The following is an 18,249-nucleotide window of genomic DNA, read 5'->3' on the forward strand; positions in this document are numbered from 1 at the left end:
TAAAGGACTGAATCAGCCTTGTTTTTTGGATACAGTTTCAGCGATGTGCGCCGGAGCTGTGTTGTATTTTTTGAATTCCATAGAGTAGCTTGCGCGACCCTGAGACATGGAGCGAACGTCGGTCGCATAACCGAACATCTCACCCAACGGAACCTCGGCGCGAATCACTTTGCCGGAAACCGTGTCTTCCATACCCAAGATCATGCCGCGACGACGGTTAAGGTCGCCCATGACATCACCCATATAGTCTTCAGGTGTAACAACTTCTACCGCCATGATTGGCTCAAGCAACTCACCACCACCCTTCTGGGCCAGTTGCTTGGTTGCCATGGAAGCAGCCACCTTAAACGCCATCTCGTTGGAGTCGACGTCGTGGTAAGAACCGTCAAAAACGGTTGCTTTCAGGCCGATCAGCGGATAGCCGGCAACAACACCGTTCTTCATCTGCTCTTCGATACCCTTCTGGATAGCCGGGATGTATTCCTTAGGAACAACGCCACCAACTACTTCGTTCACGAATTGCAGACCTTCCTGACCTTCGTCAGCAGGTGCAAAACGGATCCAGCAGTGACCGAACTGACCACGACCGCCGGACTGACGAACGAACTTGCCTTCGATTTCACAGTTCTTCGTGATGCGCTCACGATAGGAAACCTGAGGCTTACCGATGTTGGCTTCGACGTTGAACTCACGGCGCATCCGGTCAACCAGGATGTCCAGGTGCAGCTCGCCCATGCCGGAGATGATCGTTTGACCAGTCTCTTCATCAGTCTTGACGCGGAAAGATGGATCTTCCTGAGCAAGTTTGCCCAGAGCGATACCCATTTTTTCCTGGTCATCCTTGGTCTTAGGCTCTACGGCAACCGAAATAACCGGCTCCGGGAAGTCCATGCGAACCAGGATGATTGGCTTAGCAGCGTCGCACAAAGTCTCACCAGTGGTGACGTCCTTCATGCCGATCAGGGCCGCGATGTCACCAGCGCGCACTTCCTTGATCTCTTCACGGGCGTTTGCGTGCATTTGCACCATACGACCCACGCGCTCTTTCTTACCTTTAACCGAGTTGATCACGCCGTCGCCGGATGCCAACACGCCCGAGTAAACACGGACGAAGGTCAAGGTACCCACGAATGGGTCGGTAGCGATCTTGAACGCCAGGGCCGAGAACGGCTCGCTGTCGTCTGCATGACGCTCCATTTCTTCTTCCTCGTTATCAGGGTTGGTACCCTTGATAGCAGGAATGTCGGTTGGAGCAGGCAGGTAGTCGATCACAGCATCGAGAACCAGGGGAACGCCCTTGTTCTTGAACGAGGAACCGCAAACAGCCAAGACGATCTCACCAGCGATAGTACGCTGACGCAGAGCGGCCTTGATTTCCACGTTGGTGAGTTCTTCACCTTCGAGGTACTTGTTCATCAGCTCTTCGCTGGCTTCGGCAGCAGCCTCAACCATGTTGTTGCGCCACTCGTCAGCCAGTTCCTGCAGTTCAGCAGGGATAGGCTTACGGACAGGAACCATACCTTTGTCGGAATCATTCCAGTAGACAGCTTCCATGTTGATCAGATCGATCTGACCCTGGAAGTTATCTTCGGAACCGATAGCCAATTGGATTGGCACCGGGGTGTGACCCAGACGCTGCTTGATCTGACCGATCACGCGCAGGAAGTTGGCACCAGCACGGTCCATCTTGTTTACGTATACAAGACGTGGAACGCCGTATTTGTTGGCTTGACGCCATACGGTTTCCGACTGAGGCTCAACGCCCGAGGTACCGCAGAACACAACGACAGCGCCGTCGAGTACACGCAGGGAACGCTCAACTTCAATGGTGAAGTCTACGTGGCCCGGGGTATCGATTACGTTGAAGCGGTGCTCATCTTTGTACTGCTTCTCGGAACCTTTCCAGAAGGCGGTAATAGCAGCAGAAGTAATGGTAATACCACGCTCCTGCTCCTGAACCATCCAGTCTGTGGTCGCGGCGCCGTCATGCACCTCGCCCATTTTGTGACTTTTGCCGGTGTAAAACAGCACGCGCTCGGTGGTGGTGGTTTTACCAGCATCCACGTGAGCAACGATACCGATGTTACGGTAGCGGCTAATCGGAGTAGTACGAGCCATAAAGCCCTCGCAAAATTAGTGAAGCTAAGATTAGAAGCGGTAGTGCGAGAAAGCTTTGTTAGCTTCAGCCATACGGTGCACGTCTTCACGCTTCTTAACAGCAGCACCTTTACCTTCAGCAGCGTCCAACAGTTCGCCAGCCAAACGCAGAGCCATAGACTTCTCGCCGCGCTTACGGGCGAAGTCTACCAACCAGCGCATTGCCAGAGCGTTACGACGGGACGGACGAACTTCAACCGGAACCTGGTAAGTAGCACCGCCTACACGGCGCGACTTCACTTCGACCAGCGGAGCGATGGCGTCGAGAGCTTTCTCGAAGATTTCCAGGGGGTCGCTGTTCTTGCGTTCTTTAACCTTTTCCAGCGCGCCATAAACGATACGCTCGGCAACGGCTTTCTTGCCGCTTTCCATCACGTGGTTCATGAACTTGGCCAGAATTTGGCTTCCGTATTTTGGATCGTCAAGCACTTCGCGCTTGGCTGCTACGCGTCTTCTTGGCATGGATAAGCCCTCAAACGGTCTTCAGGTTCGCTCGGAATCAGTGCCCTTTCGGGACGCCTCCGACCTTACTCTTATCGACTCAGAAAATAAGATGATTCAGTTTTACAAAAAGCCGCTACTACTTAGGCTTCTTGGTACCGTACTTCGAACGACCCTGGTTACGACCTTTAACGCCGGAAGTATCCAAGGAGCCGCGTACGGTGTGGTAACGAACACCTGGCAAGTCTTTTACACGACCGCCGCGGATCAGTACCACGCTGTGCTCTTGCAGGTTGTGGCCTTCACCACCGATGTACGAGGAAACCTCGAAACCGTTGGTCAGACGCACACGGCATACTTTACGCAGTGCCGAGTTAGGTTTTTTCGGCGTAGTGGTATACACGCGAGTGCATACGCCACGACGTTGCGGGCAGTTCTGCAGCGCAGGCACGTCGGATTTCTCGACGATACGCTTACGCGGCTGACGTACCAGCTGGTTGATAGTTGCCATCTACTAGCTCCACTGTTGTCTTGCGACGCTATTGTCTTGCAAGAAAAGCAAAATGGCAGGAACGAATTCCCGCCAAATTTAGGGGTACAAGAGTCTAAAGAGGATCTTGCCCCCAGTCAAGGCAAGGCCCCGACCTCCCCTCTCATCGAACCGGGACAAAACTGCCTCGATCCGACGAATGGGGCTGCCAGGGCCCGGACTTATTTACCGCAGAACTCAGTTACCGCTTGAGTTCAGCGCTTCGGTCAGTGCAGCTTCCACTTCACTGGCGCTTACGCGCAGCGGCTTGTCAGCATCACGGCGGCGCTTGCGCTCGCTGTGGTAAGCCAAACCGGTACCCGCCGGGATCAGACGACCCACGACCACGTTTTCTTTCAGGCCGCGCAGGTAATCGCGCTTGCCGGTTACCGCTGCTTCGGTCAGTACGCGAGTGGTCTCCTGGAAGGAGGCCGCCGAGATGAACGACTCAGTGGACAACGACGCCTTGGTGATACCCAGCAACACACGAGTGAACTTGGAGACAAATTTGTCTTCCGCGCTCAGACGTTCGTTTTCTACCAGTACGTGAGTCAGTTCCATCTGGTCGCCCTTGATGAAACTGGAATCGCCGGATTCAGCGATTTCAACTTTACGCAACATCTGACGCAGGATGGTCTCGATGTGCTTATCGTTGATCTTCACGCCTTGCAGACGGTAAACGTCCTGGATCTCGTTAACGATGTACTTGGCCAGCGCACTCACACCCAGCAGACGCAGGATGTCGTGTGGATCGCTTGGGCCGTCGGAGATAACTTCGCCGCGGTTTACCTGTTCGCCTTCGAACACGTTCAGGTGACGCCACTTCGGAATCAGCTCTTCATACGGATCGCTACCGTCGTTCGGGGTAATGACCAGACGGCGCTTGCCTTTGGTCTCTTTACCGAACGCGATGGTGCCGCTGACTTCAGCCAGAATCGACGCTTCTTTCGGACGACGAGCTTCGAACAAGTCGGCAACACGCGGCAGACCACCGGTGATGTCACGGGTCTTCGAAGTTTCTTGCGGGATACGCGCGATAACATCACCGATCGCGATCTTCGCACCGTCCGCTACACCGACCAGGGCGTTGGCTGGCAGGAAGTACTGAGCGATTACGTCAGTGCCTGGCAGCAACAAGTCCTTGCCGTTGTCATCGACCATCTTAACGGCAGGACGGATGTCCTTACCGGCAGCTGGACGATCTTTCGCGTCGAGTACTTCAATGTTGGTCATACCGGTCAATTCGTCAGTCTGACGCTTGATCGTGATGCCTTCTTCCATGCCCACGTAGGTCACGGTACCTTTCATTTCGGTAACGATTGGGTGAGTGTGCGGATCCCACTTGGCCACGATTGCGCCAGCGTCGACCTTGTCACCTTCTTTAACCGAAATCACAGCACCGTACGGCAGCTTGTAACGCTCACGCTCACGACCGTAGTCATCAGCGATTGCCAGCTCACCGGAACGGGACACAGCAACCAGGTGGCCATCCACTCGCTCAACGTGCTTCAGATTGTGCAGACGGACAGTACCGCCATTCTTCACCTGAACGCTGTCAGCTGCGGAGGTCCGGCTTGCCGCACCACCAATGTGGAACGTACGCATGGTCAGCTGGGTACCCGGCTCACCGATCGACTGGGCAGCGATAACGCCGACCGCTTCACCGATGTTCACCTGGTGACCACGAGCCAAGTCACGACCGTAGCACTTGGCGCAAATGCCGTAGCGGGTTTCGCAGCTGATCGGCGAGCGAACAATCACTTCGTCGATGCTGTTGAGTTCGATGAACTCGACCCACTTCTCGTCTACCAGAGTGCCGGCAGGAACGATGATTTCCTCGGTACCTGGCTTGAATACGTCACGGGCGATTACTCGACCCAGTACGCGCTCACCCAACGGCTCTACAACGTCGCCGCCTTCGATGTGCGGAGTCATCAGCAGACCGTGCTCGGTGCCGCAGTCGACTTCAGTCACAACCAAGTCTTGCGCAACGTCTACCAGACGACGAGTCAGGTAACCGGAGTTAGCGGTTTTCAGCGCGGTATCCGCCAGACCTTTACGAGCACCGTGAGTGGAGATGAAGTACTGAAGTACGCTCAAACCTTCACGGAAGTTCGCAGTAATCGGCGTCTCGATGATGGAACCGTCCGGCTTGGCCATCAGGCCACGCATACCGGCGAGCTGACGGATCTGCGCAGCAGAACCCCGTGCGCCCGAGTCGGCCATCATGTACATCGAGTTGAACGACTCTTGATCGACTTCTACGCCATGACGATCGATAACCTTCTCTTTCGAGAGGTTAGCCATCATCGCCTTCGACACTTCGTCGTTGGCCTTGGACCAAAGGTCGATCACTTTGTTGTACTTCTCGCCCTGGGTTACCAGGCCGGAGGCGTACTGGCTTTCGATCTCTTTCACTTCATCGGTAGCGGCACCGATGATCTGAGCTTTTTCATCCGGGATAACGAAGTCGTTAACACCGATGGAAACGCCGGAAATAGTCGAATAAGCAAAACCGGTGTACATCAACTGGTCAGCGAAGATCACGGTCTCTTTCAAACCAACCACGCGGTAGCACTGGTTGATCAGCTTGGAGATCGCCTTTTTCTTCATCGGCAGGTTGACGACGTCGTACGACAGACCTTTTGGCACAACTTGATACAACAGCGCACGGCCGACAGTGGTGTCGACGATACGGGTGTTGGTCACGCTGCCGCCGTCACGGTCGTTGACGGTTTCGTTGATCCGCACTTTGACCTTGGCGTGCAGTGCGGCTTCGCCGGCACGGAACACACGGTCAACTTCTTGCAGGTCAGCGAACACACGACCTTCGCCCTTGGCGTTGATCGCTTCACGGGTCATGTAGTACAGACCCAATACAACGTCCTGCGACGGAACGATGATTGGCTCACCGTTGGCTGGCGACAGAATGTTGTTGGTCGACATCATCAACGCACGCGCTTCCAACTGAGCTTCCAGTGTCAGCGGTACGTGCACGGCCATTTGGTCGCCGTCGAAGTCGGCGTTGTACGCAGCACAGACCAGAGGGTGCAGCTGGATAGCCTTACCTTCGATCAGTACTGGTTCAAACGCCTGGATCCCCAGACGGTGAAGGGTCGGTGCACGGTTGAGGAGAACCGGGTGTTCGCGGATCACCTCAGCGAGAACGTCCCAAACCTCTGGCAGTTCGCGCTCGACCATTTTCTTGGCCGCTTTGATGGTGGTCGCGAGACCGCGCATTTCCAGCTTGCCGAAGATGAATGGCTTGAACAGCTCAAGTGCCATCTTCTTAGGCAGACCGCACTGGTGCAGACGCAGGGTCGGGCCTACGGTAATTACCGAACGACCGGAGTAGTCAACACGCTTACCGAGCAAGTTCTGACGGAAACGACCTTGCTTACCCTTGATCATGTCAGCCAAGGATTTCAGAGGACGCTTGTTGGAACCGGTGATAGCGCGGCCACGACGACCGTTGTCGAGCAAGGCATCGACAGCTTCTTGCAACATACGCTTTTCGTTGCGCACGATGATGTCCGGAGCGGACAGATCAAGCAGGCGCTTCAAGCGGTTGTTACGGTTGATCACGCGGCGGTACAGGTCGTTGAGGTCGGACGTCGCGAAACGACCACCGTCCAACGGTACCAGCGGACGCAGGTCTGGCGGCAGAACCGGCAGAACGGTCAGCACCATCCACTCTGGCAAGTTGCCGGAACCCTGGAAGGCTTCCATCAACTTCAGACGCTTGGACAGTTTCTTGATTTTGGTTTCGGAGTTGGTTTGCGGAATTTCTTCACGCAGACGGCCAATCTCGTGTTCCAGGTCGATAGCGTGCAGCAGTTCACGGACAGCTTCGGCACCCATGCGGGCATCGAAATCGTCGCCGAACTCTTCCAGCGCTTCGAAGTACTGCTCGTCGTTCAGCAGCTGACCTTTTTCAAGGGTGGTCATGCCTGGATCGATAACGACATAGCTCTCGAAGTAGAGAACGCGTTCGATATCACGCAGGGTCATGTCCATCAGCAAGCCGATACGGGACGGCAGCGATTTCAGGAACCAGATGTGGGCAACCGGCGAAGCCAGTTCGATGTGCGCCATACGCTCACGACGAACTTTAGCCAGCGCAACTTCAACGCCGCACTTCTCGCAGATCACACCACGGTGCTTCAAGCGCTTGTACTTACCGCACAGGCACTCGTAATCCTTTACCGGGCCAAAGATCTTGGCGCAGAACAGGCCGTCACGCTCAGGTTTGAACGTACGGTAGTTAATGGTTTCCGGCTTTTTAACTTCACCGAACGACCACGAACGGATCATCTCAGGCGATGCCAATCCTATACGGATGGCGTCGAACTCTTCGACTTGACCCTGGTTTTTCAGCAAATTCAGTAGGTCTTTCAAGGCCTTTCCTCCTGGCGGAGCAGAGAGCGGGCTAAACAGCCCCGCTCTCGATTCGCGTCACGTGTTATTCGGTTTCCAGATCGATATCGATGCCGAGGGAACGAATTTCTTTGATCAACACGTTGAAAGACTCGGGCATGCCCGGCTCCATACGGTGATCGCCGTCCACGATGTTTTTGTACATCTTGGTCCGACCGTTCACATCGTCCGACTTCACTGTGAGCATTTCTTGCAGAGTGTAAGCAGCACCGTATGCTTCCAGTGCCCAGACCTCCATCTCCCCGAAACGCTGACCACCGAACTGAGCCTTACCACCCAGCGGCTGCTGGGTAACCAGGCTGTACGAACCGGTAGAACGAGCGTGCATCTTGTCGTCTACCAAGTGGTTCAGCTTCAGCATGTACATGTAGCCAACAGTAACCGGGCGCTCAAACTTGTTGCCGGTACGGCCGTCGAACAGCTGCATCTGGCCGCTTTCTGGCAGGTCTGCCAGTTTCAGCATGGCCTTGATTTCGCTTTCCTTGGCACCGTCGAACACCGGGGTAGCCATTGGAACGCCGCCGCGCAGGTTCTTCGCCAGATCCAGGATTTCCTGGTCGGAGAAGGTGTCCAGCTCTTCGTTGCGACCGCCGATCTCGTTGTAGATCTCGTGCAGGAACTTGCGCAGGTCTGCGACCTTGCGCTGCTCTTCGATCATACGGTTGATCTTCTCGCCCAGACCTTTGGCCGCGAGGCCCAGGTGGGTTTCAAGGATCTGACCAACGTTCATACGCGAAGGTACGCCCAACGGGTTGAGGACGACGTCGACCGGGGTGCCATTGGCATCGTGCGGCATGTCTTCAACCGGCATGATCACGGAGACCACACCCTTGTTACCGTGACGACCGGCCATCTTGTCGCCCGGCTGGATGCGGCGACGGATTGCCAGGTAAACCTTGACGATTTTCAGCACGCCTGGAGCCAGGTCATCGCCCTGCTGCAGTTTGCGCTTCTTGTCTTCGAACTTGTCGTCCAGCAGACGGCGGCGATCAACGATATAGGCCTGGGCCTTCTCGAGCTGCTCGTTCAGAGCATCTTCAGCCATGCGCAGTTTGAACCACTGGCCGTGCTCAAGACCGTCGAGGATTTCGTCGGTGATGTCCTGACCTTTCTTCAGACCTGCGCCGCCTTCAGCCTTGTGGCCTACCAGAGCGGAACGCAGACGTTCGAAGGTCGCGCCTTCAACGATACGGAACTCTTCGTTCAGGTCCTTGCGGATCTCGTCGAGTTGGGTCTTCTCGATGGACAGTGCACGAGCATCACGCTCAACGCCGTCACGGGTGAAGACCTGTACGTCGATGACAGTACCCTTGGTACCGGTAGGTACGCGCAGGGAGGTGTCTTTAACGTCGCTGGCTTTTTCACCGAAGATGGCACGCAACAGCTTCTCTTCCGGAGTCAGTTGGGTCTCGCCTTTCGGAGTGACCTTACCGACCAGAATGTCGCCTGCGCCAACTTCAGCACCTACGTAAACGATACCGGCTTCGTCCAGCTTGTTCAGTGCAGCTTCACCCACGTTCGGGATGTCTGCAGTGATCTCTTCAGGCCCAAGCTTGGTGTCACGTGCCACACAGGTCAGTTCCTGGATGTGGATCGTGGTGAAGCGGTCTTCTTGAACAACACGCTCGGACAGGCAGATGGAGTCTTCGAAGTTGAAGCCGTTCCATGCCATGAACGCGATGCGCATGTTCTGACCCAGAGCCAGCTCACCCATATCGGTGGACGGGCCGTCGGCCATGATGTCGCTACGCTGAACGCGATCACCCTTGCTCACCAGCGGACGCTGGTTGATGCAGGTGTTCTGGTTCGAGCGGGTGTATTTGGTCAGGTTGTAGATGTCGACACCGGCTTCGCCAGTTTCAACTTCGTCATCGGCAACACGAACCACGATACGGCTGGCATCAACGGAGTCGATCACGCCGCCACGACGAGCCACGACGCAAACGCCGGAGTCACGGGCTACGTTACGCTCCATGCCGGTACCTACCAGCGGCTTGTCGGCACGCAGGGTCGGTACAGCTTGACGCTGCATGTTGGAACCCATCAACGCACGGTTGGCGTCATCGTGCTCCAGGAACGGGATCAGCGACGCAGCAACCGAAACTACCTGCTTCGGCGAAACGTCCATCAAGGTGACGTCTTCCGGCGCCTTAACGGTGAACTCGTTCAAGTGACGAACAGCTACCAGCTCGTCGATCAGGACTTTCTTGTCGTTCATCGTGGCCGAAGCCTGAGCGATCACGTGATCAGCTTCTTCGATAGCGGACAGGAATACGATCTCGTCGGTGACCAGAGCGTCTTTAACTACACGGTACGGGCTCTCGAGGAAGCCGTACTGGTTAGTGCGCGCATAAGCGGCCAGGGAGTTGATCAGACCGATGTTCGGACCTTCCGGCGTTTCGATCGGGCAAACACGACCGTAGTGCGTCGGGTGTACGTCACGAACTTCAAAGCCTGCACGCTCACGGGTCAGACCGCCCGGGCCCAGTGCGGAAACACGGCGCTTGTGGGTGATCTCGGAGAGCGGGTTGTTCTGGTCCATGAACTGCGAGAGCTGGCTGGAACCGAAGAACTCTTTCACCGCCGCAGCCACTGGCTTGGCATTGATCAGGTCTTGCGGCATCAGGCCTTCGCTTTCAGCCATCGACAGACGCTCTTTGACCGCACGCTCGACACGTACCAGGCCAACGCGGAACTGGTTCTCGGCCATTTCGCCTACGCAGCGAACACGGCGGTTACCCAAGTGGTCGATGTCATCGACGATGCCTTTACCGTTGCGGATGTCGACCAGAGTCTTCAGTACCGCGACGATGTCTTCCTTGCACAACACGCCCGAACCTTCGATCTCGGTACGACCGATACGACGGTTGAACTTCATCCGGCCGACCGCAGACAGGTCATAGCGCTCAGGGCTGAAGAACAGGTTGTTGAAAAGGGTCTCGGCAGCGTCTTTGGTTGGCGGCTCACCAGGACGCATCATGCGATAGATCTCGACCAGCGCTTCCAATTGGTTGCTGGTGGAGTCGATCTTCAGTGTGTCGGAGATGAACGGACCGCAGTCGATGTCGTTGGTGTACAGGGTCTCGATGCGAACAACCTGGGCCTTGGCGATTTTCGCCAGGATCTCGGTGTTCAGCTCGGTGTTGCACTCAGCCAGGATTTCGCCTGTAGCCGGGTGAACGATGACCTTGGCAGTGGTGCGGCCCAGGACGTAGTCCAAAGGCACGTCCAGCGACTTGATACCGGCTTTTTCGATCTGGTTGATGTGGCGCGCAGTAATACGGCGGCCGGCTTCAACGATGACCTTGCCATTCTCATCCTGGATATCCAGGACAGCAATTTCACCACGCAGACGCGAAGCAATCAGTTCCAGGCTGAGGGTTTCATCCTTCAGGCTGAATACGTTGGTGGTGTAGAAAGCGTCCAGCACTTGCTCAGTGGTATAGCCGAGCGCGCGCAGCAGCACCGAGGCCGGCAGCTTACGACGACGGTCGATACGCACGAACACGCAGTCTTTCGGGTCGAACTCGAAGTCCAACCACGAGCCGCGGTACGGAATGATCCGCGCGGAGTACAGGAGCTTACCGGAGCTGTGCGTCTTGCCGCGGTCGTGGTCGAAGAACACGCCCGGGGAACGGTGCAGCTGGGAAACGATAACGCGTTCGGTACCGTTGATAACGAAGGTACCGTTTTCAGTCATCAGTGGGATTTCGCCCATGTAGACTTCTTGCTCTTTGATGTCCTTGATCGCTTTGTTCGACGATTCTTTGTCGAAAATGATCAGACGGACTTTTACCCGCAAAGGTACGGCGTACGTAACACCGCGCAACACGCATTCTTTGACATCAAATGCCGGTTCGCCCAGGCGATAACCCACGTACTCCAGCGCAGCATTGCCGGAGTAGCTGATGATCGGGAAAACGGATTTGAAGGCCGCATGCAGGCCCACGTCGCGGAACTGATCTTTAGTCGCTCCCGCTTGCAAGAATTCACGATACGAATCCAGCTGGATAGCCAGAAGGTACGGGACATCCATGACGTCCGGCAACTTGCTAAAGTCCTTGCGGATACGTTTTTTCTCAGTATATGAGTAAGCCATCAGCGTTCCCCAGCTTGGTCACCTGCTTGTTTGGCCCCTCCCGACGGGAGCAGCCAGAAAATCTCGCAAACCCCATGGTTTGCACCACCGCATCGGGTGGCTACAGCGCGTTAATGGCGGCGACCGAGTCGACAGCCAAGAACGGAAAAAGGCCGGTGGCAAGAGCCACCAGCCATCAGCCTTCAGCTTAACGCTTGGGCTGGAGACGCAAGGTCGATGCTTACTTCAGCTCGACTTTAGCGCCTGCTTCTTCCAGCACTGCTTTAGCTTTGTCAGCGGCGTCTTTCGACACTGCTTCCAGAACCTGGGCAGGAGCGCCGTCAACTACAGCCTTGGCTTCTTTCAGGCCCAGACCGGTCAGTTCACGAACTGCCTTGATCACGTTTACTTTCTTCTCGCCAGCTTCCAGCAGCATGACGTTGAATTCGGTTTGCTCTTCAGCAGCAACAGCAGCAACAGCTGGGCCAGCGGAAGCAGCGGCAGCGGAAACGCCGAATTTTTCTTCGAAAGCTTTGATCAGCTCAACAACCTGCAGAACCGACATTTCAGCTACGGCGTTGAGGATATCTTCTTGGGAGATAGACATTACTGTATTTCCTGAATTGGGGGACGGCCTACGCGGCCATCGAAATAAACAAAAATACGCGAAAGGAGGTGCTCAGCCTTAGGCTGCGGCAGCTTCTTTTTGCTCGCGAACTGCAGCCAGAGTACGAGCCAGCTTGCTGGTAGCGCCTTGAATCACGCTCATCAGCTGCGAAATAGCTTCGTTACGGGTCGGCAGTGTTGCCAGTACGTCGATTTGGTTAGCTGCGAGGAACTTGCCCTCGAACGCAGCTGCCTTGATCTCGAACTTATCCTGACTCTTGGCGAATTCTTTGAACAAACGGGCAGCAGCGCCTGGATGTTCTTTAGAGAACGCGATCAGAGTCGGGCCGGTGAACACGTCGTTGAGGACACTGTATTCAGTGTCAGCAACAGCGCGCTTGAGCAGGGTGTTACGTACAACTCGTACGTATACGCCAGCTTCACGAGCCTCTTTACGGAGTCCGGTCATAGCGCCTACTGTCACACCACGGGCATCAGCCACGACAGCGGACAGAGCAGCTTTGGCAGCCTCGTTGACTTCAGCGACGATGGCCTTCTTGTCTTCGAGATTAATTGCCACGGGTTTAACTCCTGCTTGTTACCGTTTCATCTGGCCGAAGCCGGATGTCGTTTTGGTGTCTGATTCGGTAAGGAACCGGGAGCACCATCTGCGTAGGCTTGTGGTTTAAGGCTTGCGCCGCCTACGGTCTTGGATAGCCCCCGCCAGGCAGGGACCCCAATTTTTTCGATTGGCGCGATCTCTCGCGCCAATCTGTGTCTTATACGTCCAGCGAGCCTTGGTCGATGACCAGACCTGGGCCCATAGTGGTGCTCAGGGTAACGCGCTTAACGTAGATGCCTTTCGAGGAAGCTGGCTTGATACGCTTCAGATCAGCGATCAGGGCTTCAACGTTTTCCTTCAGCTTGACGGCGTCGAAGCCGACTTTGCCAACGGAAGTGTGGATGATGCCGTTTTTGTCGGTGCGATAACGAACCTGACCAGCCTTGGCGTTTTTAACCGCGGTAGCTACGTCTGGGGTTACGGTGCCGACTTTAGGGTTAGGCATCAGACCACGTGGACCGAGGATCTGACCCAACTGACCTACAACGCGCATTGCATCCGGGGAAGCAATAACTACGTCGTAGTTCAGGTCGCCGCCTTTCATTTCGGCAGCCAGGTCGTCCATGCCAACGCGATCGGCGCCGGCGGCCAGAGCAGCTTCAGCTGCCGGGCCTTGGGTGAAGACAGCAACACGTACAGTCTTGCCAGTACCGTGTGGCAGCACAGTAGCGCTACGAACGACCTGGTCGGATTTACGTGGGTCAACACCCAGGTTTACAGCAACGTCAACGGACTCGCTGAACTTGACAGTCGACAGCTCGGTCAGCAGGGCAGCGGCGTCTACAAAGTTGTAGGCCTTGCCTGCTTCGATTTTGCCGGCGATAGCCTTTTGGCGCTTGGTCAGCTTAGCCATTACACACCCTCCACGTTAAGGCCCATGCTACGAGCAGAACCGGCGATGGTACGCACGGCTGCATCCATATCAGCTGCAGTCAGATCCGCGTTTTTGGTTTTCGCGATTTCTTCCAGCTGAGCACGAGTTACGGTGCCAACCTTAACGGTGTTAGGACGAGCGGAACCGCTAGTCAGACCTGCAGCCTTCTTCAGCAAAACCGAAGCCGGGGTCGACTTGGTTTCGAAAGTGAAGCTACGGTCGCTGTATACAGTGATGATCACTGGAGTCGGCAGACCTGGCTCAAGACCCTGAGTACGGGCGTTGAAGGCCTTGCAGAATTCCATGATGTTCACGCCGTGCTGACCCAGGGCCGGGCCGACAGGTGGACTTGGGTTGGCCTGAGCGGCCTTCACTTGCAGCTTGATGTAAGCGGTAATCTTCTTGGCCATGAGGCACTCCAATTACGGGTTCAAACGCCTCGAAAGGCTCCCCGGTTACTTGCGCGTTTATCCCAGTGACGACAAAACCCCACAGCCTAAGGCTGCGGGGTTGGGATGCTTGCTCAGCTAGACCTTCTCGACCTGGCTGAACTCCAACTCTACCGGAGTAGAGCGACCGAAAATGAGCACTGCCACTTGGATCCGGCTCTTTTCGTAGTTAACTTCTTCGACAGTACCGTTGAAATCAGCAAACGGACCATCTGTGACACGAACAACCTCACCCGGCTCGAACAACGTCTTCGGCTTAGGCTTGTCGCTACCGTCAGCAACACGACGCAGAATTGCTTCCGCCTCTTTGTCGGTGATCGGAGCAGGCTTATCGGCAGTACCGCCAATGAAACCCATGACACGAGGAGTGTCCTTGACCAAGTGCCAAGTACCTTCATTCATGTCCATCTGAACCAGCACATAGCCAGGGAAGAACTTGCGTTCACTTTTACGCTTCTGGCCATTCCGCATTTCAACCACTTCTTCAGTGGGAACCAGAATTTCGCCGAAGCCATCTTCCATGCCTGCCAGCTTTACGCGCTCCAGCAAAGAGCGCATCACATGCTTCTCGTAACCCGAGTAAGCATGCACAACGTACCAACGCTTAGCCACGGGACACCCTTAGCCAACAATCAAGGAAACAAGCCAGCCGAGCAGGGAATCAAGCCCCCACAACAGCAACGCCATAACCAGAACAACAGCCACAACAATCAACGTGGTCTGCGTGGTTTCTTGGCGAGTCGGCCAAACGACTTTACGGATTTCTGTGCGAGCTTCCTTTACCAGGACTGCGAAAGACTTGCCTTTGGCAGTCTGCAGGCCTACAAAGGCAGCTACAGCAGCAAGGGCAAGCAAAGCGAGTACGCGGTACAGGATCGGCGAAGCAGAATAGTACTGATTGCCAACTACGCCTACGACTACCAATGCGACTACAGCAAGCCACTTGACTAGATCGAAACGAGAGCTTTGAGCTTCAGCCTTAGGAGTCATCTATGAAGATCCTGTGAAAAGAAAGCCAGACACACCACGTGAATCTGGCAGGTCAGGAGGGAATCGAACCCCCAACCTACGGTTTTGGAGACCGTCGCTCTGCCAATTGAGCTACTGACCTAAAACAAAATCAGGCCGACCATTATGCAGGCCTGAAAAAGACTTTACAACAACCAACCCCAAGAGGCTTGAAATCACCCAACATCAACGCCAGGCACAACACCATCAAGCCGAGGTAGCTGTTAAAACAAAGGCAGATATTTTCATATCTGCCTTGTTATATGGAGCTCTTGAGCGGATTTGAACCGCTGACCTCACCCTTACCAAGGGTGTGCTCTACCAACTGAGCTACAAGAGCAAAACACCGTGCACAACCTGCAAACTTGGAGCGGGTAGCGGGAATCGAACCCGCATCATCAGCTTGGAAGGCTGAGGTTCTACCACTAAACTATACCCGCGGAGCTTGCAGCTCACGCTAAAAATGGTGGAGGGGGAAGGATTCGAACCTTCGAAGTCGTAGACGTCAGATTTACAGTCTGATCCCTTTGGCCGCTCGGGAACCCCTCCTAAGCGAGCCGGCATTCTACATCACGCCGGCCTTCTGTCAAGCATTTTCTCATTAAAAAATATGAGGTTAGCTGCGTTGACGCTCGCTTCGCACTGCAGGCCGTAAAGGTCTTCACTGCGAAGCGGGCGCCATTCTATGCAAACTATTCGACAGTTGCAATGCCTTCGCACAGCATTATTTTATGTTTTAACTCATTGAATTCCTTAGCAAGGTTTTCAAAGGGCAGATCGTCGGCCAGACGCCTGCTTTCAGGGGCCACACGGAGCCAATAGCCGGAAGCGTCAGGCGCATTGAGCTGTTGCACCTTGACCCTTATATCCAGACTCACCAGACGCTGCTCGAGCGACTGCAGTTGCCGCGGATCAGCAAAGCCACCTATGTATAGGCACGTATTTTGTGGATCGGGCGCTTTTGCTCGATCACGGCGAACTACCGGATCAGAAGACTCGCTCAACAGTCGAATGTCCTGCTGAGAGCCTCGATATAGACTCAGGGGCGTGACGTCCTTGGCGCGCAACGGGGCCTCTTGTTGATGCCAGATGTAATAGAAGGCATTGAGAACCAGCAAAAGCAAAAACAGCCAACGCATAAACACCTCAGGACAAAGGGCACGCCATCGCCAGACCCACAAAAACCAAATCCGGAACAAAGCGAGCTTTCGGTACGGCATCCGAGACTAGGTCAGCATCACCGCCGGTTAGGAAAACGGTGAAGTCATCCCCCCAATAACGCCGAGCCAGCTCGAGCTGGGTCAATACAAATCCCCTGAGCATCAGCGTACAACCACGCTCGACGGCCTCAACGGTCGTTCGCCCAGGGGACAGACGCTCCATAGCCTGTTCGGCCGCGGCGTCGTCGTAGCGGATCTTGCGGGTGTGCGTTCGCAACTGGCTGCGCATAAGGGGCAATCCTGGGCATATGAAGCCTCCGAGATGCTCACCATCAGCAGCGATGAAGTCCGCAGTCGCTGCGGTGCCGAAGTCGAGCACCAGGCAAGCACCTGGTGCCAAATTGAAACCACCCAGCATCGCTAACCAGCGATCAAGCCCGAGACGCTCAAACTCTTCATACCCGTTGCGCACTCCCGCCATTTCTCGCGCCGGGACAGCACAGGCAACAGCGACTCCAAAGCCGCCCTGTAGCGCCTCAACCAGCTTGCTGGTCTCCTCTGAAGCACGGACACTTACCAAACGGCAGCGCGTCAGCGACAGGCCAGGAATTGCTTTCAGGCTCTCAATCAATGCGAGATCCGAACCGACAACTCCTTCCGCAGAGGCGCTAGCGGCCTCCGACTCGAGTACACGCCACTTGATAAAGCTATTCCCACAGTCGAGCTCAAGAATCATCACGCAGCCTCAGGCTTAACTCACCACCGCTATATATTTTCTCGATACCGTCGACGCTTAGACGCAATGCGCCTTGGTGGTCGATTCCCAGTACAACACCGTCGATCTGGTTGGCGCCGGCAATGAGAGAGACAGCCTTGCCCTGCCACAAATGATTTCTCTCCCACTCTTCATGGAGCGCAGAAAAACCAGAGGCCTTGTGTCGTTCCAGGTGGCTCTGCAACTGCAGGCTCAGCTGTGCAACCAAGTGATTGCGGTCGACCGCAGAGCCTGTTTCCAACTGTGCCGAAGTCCACTGCTGATCAACCTCAGCAGCCTGCTGCATATTGACGTTAATGCCTATTCCAAGAACAACATGACAAATGTCAGCTGGATCCCCCACCAACTCGAGCAGGATGCCAGCTATTTTCTTTTGCCCAACCAGGACGTCGTTTGGCCATTTCAAGGCAGCACTATGTACACCTAATTCACGCAGAGCCTGCATGACCGCCAATCCCACTACGAGGCTAAGACCTTCCAACTGACGCAGCCCACCCTCGATACGCAATACAAGGCTGTAATAGACATTCTGAGCGAATGGGCTAACCCACTTGCGGCCTCGCCTCCCCCTTCCGGCCGTTTGCTGCTCAGCAAGCACCAGGAATGGCGCGGCGTAGCCGGCATCGACAAGGCGTAAAGCTTCGGCATTGGTGGAGTCAATAGAGTCTGAAATGTAAACGGGCCACGTCAAAGAAGCAGCATTTGCTTCAATTTCTGCTGCATTCAAGAAGACCAAGGGGGACGCAAGCTGATACCCCTTACCACGAATTTTATGAATGGGCAGATTCAGTTCCGCCTCAAGATGCTGGAGCTGCTTCCAAACTGCGCTACGGCTGACACCCAAGGCGACACCCAGCGCCTCTCCGGAATGGAATCGGCCATCTTTAAGAAGTTCTAACAACGTCAGCATGCATGCATCGCCTCACAATGAGGCACGCATGATAGCCATGCATAAGGCCATTGCATAGAAAGGTAGGGATTTAGCATTGCAGGGAGAGAATCCGGCGCGCAAAGGCGGGCCGGGCATCGCGAACAATCGTTAACTTCACCGCGAGCAAGCACCACCCCGATTATTTTTTTCGGTCGCCCAAGACAAAACCCCTGTTTGCGTTA

14 protein-coding genes and 4 tRNA genes are annotated in these 18,249 nt (G+C 55.3%); all 18 read right to left on the reverse strand.

Annotation, left to right across the window (positions count from 1 at the left end; genetic code table 11):
- Window positions 1-12: 12 nt before the first annotated feature.
- Complete coding sequence (gene fusA, locus HX783_RS21185) at window positions 13-2,118, reverse strand: elongation factor G (RefSeq protein ID WP_010206921.1); 2,106 nt, start codon at window positions 2,116-2,118, stop codon at window positions 13-15.
- A 30-nt stretch (window positions 2,119-2,148) separates the two neighbouring features.
- Complete coding sequence (gene rpsG, locus HX783_RS21190; RefSeq protein WP_002555493.1) at window positions 2,149-2,619, reverse strand: 30S ribosomal protein S7; 471 nt, start codon at window positions 2,617-2,619, stop codon at window positions 2,149-2,151.
- A 118-nt stretch (window positions 2,620-2,737) separates the two neighbouring features.
- The gene (gene rpsL, locus HX783_RS21195) at window positions 2,738-3,109 is read right to left on the reverse strand and encodes a 30S ribosomal protein S12 (RefSeq protein WP_002555494.1); all 372 of its coding nucleotides are present in this window, start codon (window positions 3,107-3,109) and stop codon (window positions 2,738-2,740) included.
- A gap of 216 nt (window positions 3,110-3,325) precedes the next feature.
- Window positions 3,326-7,525 (reverse strand): DNA-directed RNA polymerase subunit beta', encoded by a 4,200-nt coding sequence (gene rpoC / locus HX783_RS21200; protein WP_159960302.1) that lies wholly within the window; start codon window positions 7,523-7,525, stop codon window positions 3,326-3,328.
- A gap of 64 nt (window positions 7,526-7,589) precedes the next feature.
- Window positions 7,590-11,663 carry a DNA-directed RNA polymerase subunit beta gene (gene rpoB / locus HX783_RS21205; RefSeq protein WP_053258275.1) on the reverse strand — a complete coding sequence of 1,358 codons (4,074 nt, stop codon included), beginning with the start codon at window positions 11,661-11,663 and terminating at the stop codon, window positions 7,590-7,592.
- 220 nt (window positions 11,664-11,883) lie between these two features.
- Entirely contained in the window at window positions 11,884-12,249 is a 366-nt protein-coding gene (rplL, locus tag HX783_RS21210; RefSeq protein ID WP_010566858.1) for a 50S ribosomal protein L7/L12, read from the reverse strand.
- A 78-nt stretch (window positions 12,250-12,327) separates the two neighbouring features.
- On the reverse strand, window positions 12,328-12,828 hold the full coding sequence (gene rplJ / locus HX783_RS21215) for a 50S ribosomal protein L10 (protein WP_010174464.1): 501 nt from the start codon (window positions 12,826-12,828) through the stop codon (window positions 12,328-12,330).
- A 199-nt stretch (window positions 12,829-13,027) separates the two neighbouring features.
- Window positions 13,028-13,723, reverse strand: coding sequence for a 50S ribosomal protein L1 (gene rplA, locus HX783_RS21220; protein WP_003232403.1), 696 nt, complete (start codon window positions 13,721-13,723; stop codon window positions 13,028-13,030).
- Window positions 13,723-14,154: a 50S ribosomal protein L11 gene (rplK, locus tag HX783_RS21225; RefSeq protein WP_003176435.1), complete on the reverse strand. Its 432-nt coding sequence runs from the start codon at window positions 14,152-14,154 to the stop codon at window positions 13,723-13,725. Before rplK ends, rplA begins: the two co-directional genes overlap by 1 nt.
- Before the next feature lie 117 nt (window positions 14,155-14,271).
- Window positions 14,272-14,805 carry a transcription termination/antitermination protein NusG gene (gene nusG / locus HX783_RS21230; RefSeq protein ID WP_003176436.1) on the reverse strand — a complete coding sequence of 178 codons (534 nt, stop codon included), beginning with the start codon at window positions 14,803-14,805 and terminating at the stop codon, window positions 14,272-14,274.
- 9 nt (window positions 14,806-14,814) lie between these two features.
- Window positions 14,815-15,183, reverse strand: coding sequence for a preprotein translocase subunit SecE (gene secE, locus HX783_RS21235; RefSeq protein ID WP_003194658.1), 369 nt, complete (start codon window positions 15,181-15,183; stop codon window positions 14,815-14,817).
- A gap of 45 nt (window positions 15,184-15,228) precedes the next feature.
- Window positions 15,229-15,304: transfer RNA gene (locus tag HX783_RS21240), tRNA-Trp, on the reverse strand.
- Between the two features lie 161 nt (window positions 15,305-15,465).
- Window positions 15,466-15,541, reverse strand: a tRNA-Thr gene (locus HX783_RS21245).
- 26 nt (window positions 15,542-15,567) lie between these two features.
- Window positions 15,568-15,641 (reverse strand) — tRNA-Gly (locus HX783_RS21250).
- 24 nt (window positions 15,642-15,665) lie between these two features.
- Window positions 15,666-15,750, reverse strand: a tRNA-Tyr gene (locus HX783_RS21255).
- Window positions 15,751-15,893: 143 nt separating this feature from the next.
- Complete coding sequence (locus HX783_RS21260) at window positions 15,894-16,340, reverse strand: hypothetical protein (RefSeq protein ID WP_159960304.1); 447 nt, start codon at window positions 16,338-16,340, stop codon at window positions 15,894-15,896.
- A gap of 7 nt (window positions 16,341-16,347) precedes the next feature.
- Window positions 16,348-17,097, reverse strand: coding sequence for a pantothenate kinase (locus tag HX783_RS21265; RefSeq protein WP_177018106.1), 750 nt, complete (start codon window positions 17,095-17,097; stop codon window positions 16,348-16,350).
- A complete protein-coding gene (gene birA, locus HX783_RS21270) occupies window positions 17,087-18,046 on the reverse strand; it encodes a bifunctional biotin--[acetyl-CoA-carboxylase] ligase/biotin operon repressor BirA (RefSeq protein ID WP_177018107.1) in 960 nt (319 codons plus the stop codon). Before birA ends, HX783_RS21265 begins: the two co-directional genes overlap by 11 nt.
- Between the last annotated feature and the right edge of the window lie 203 nt (window positions 18,047-18,249).

It is taken from the genome of Pseudomonas sp. D2002, assembly GCF_013385735.1.
In the GTDB taxonomy this organism is placed as follows: domain Bacteria; phylum Pseudomonadota; class Gammaproteobacteria; order Pseudomonadales; family Pseudomonadaceae; genus Aquipseudomonas.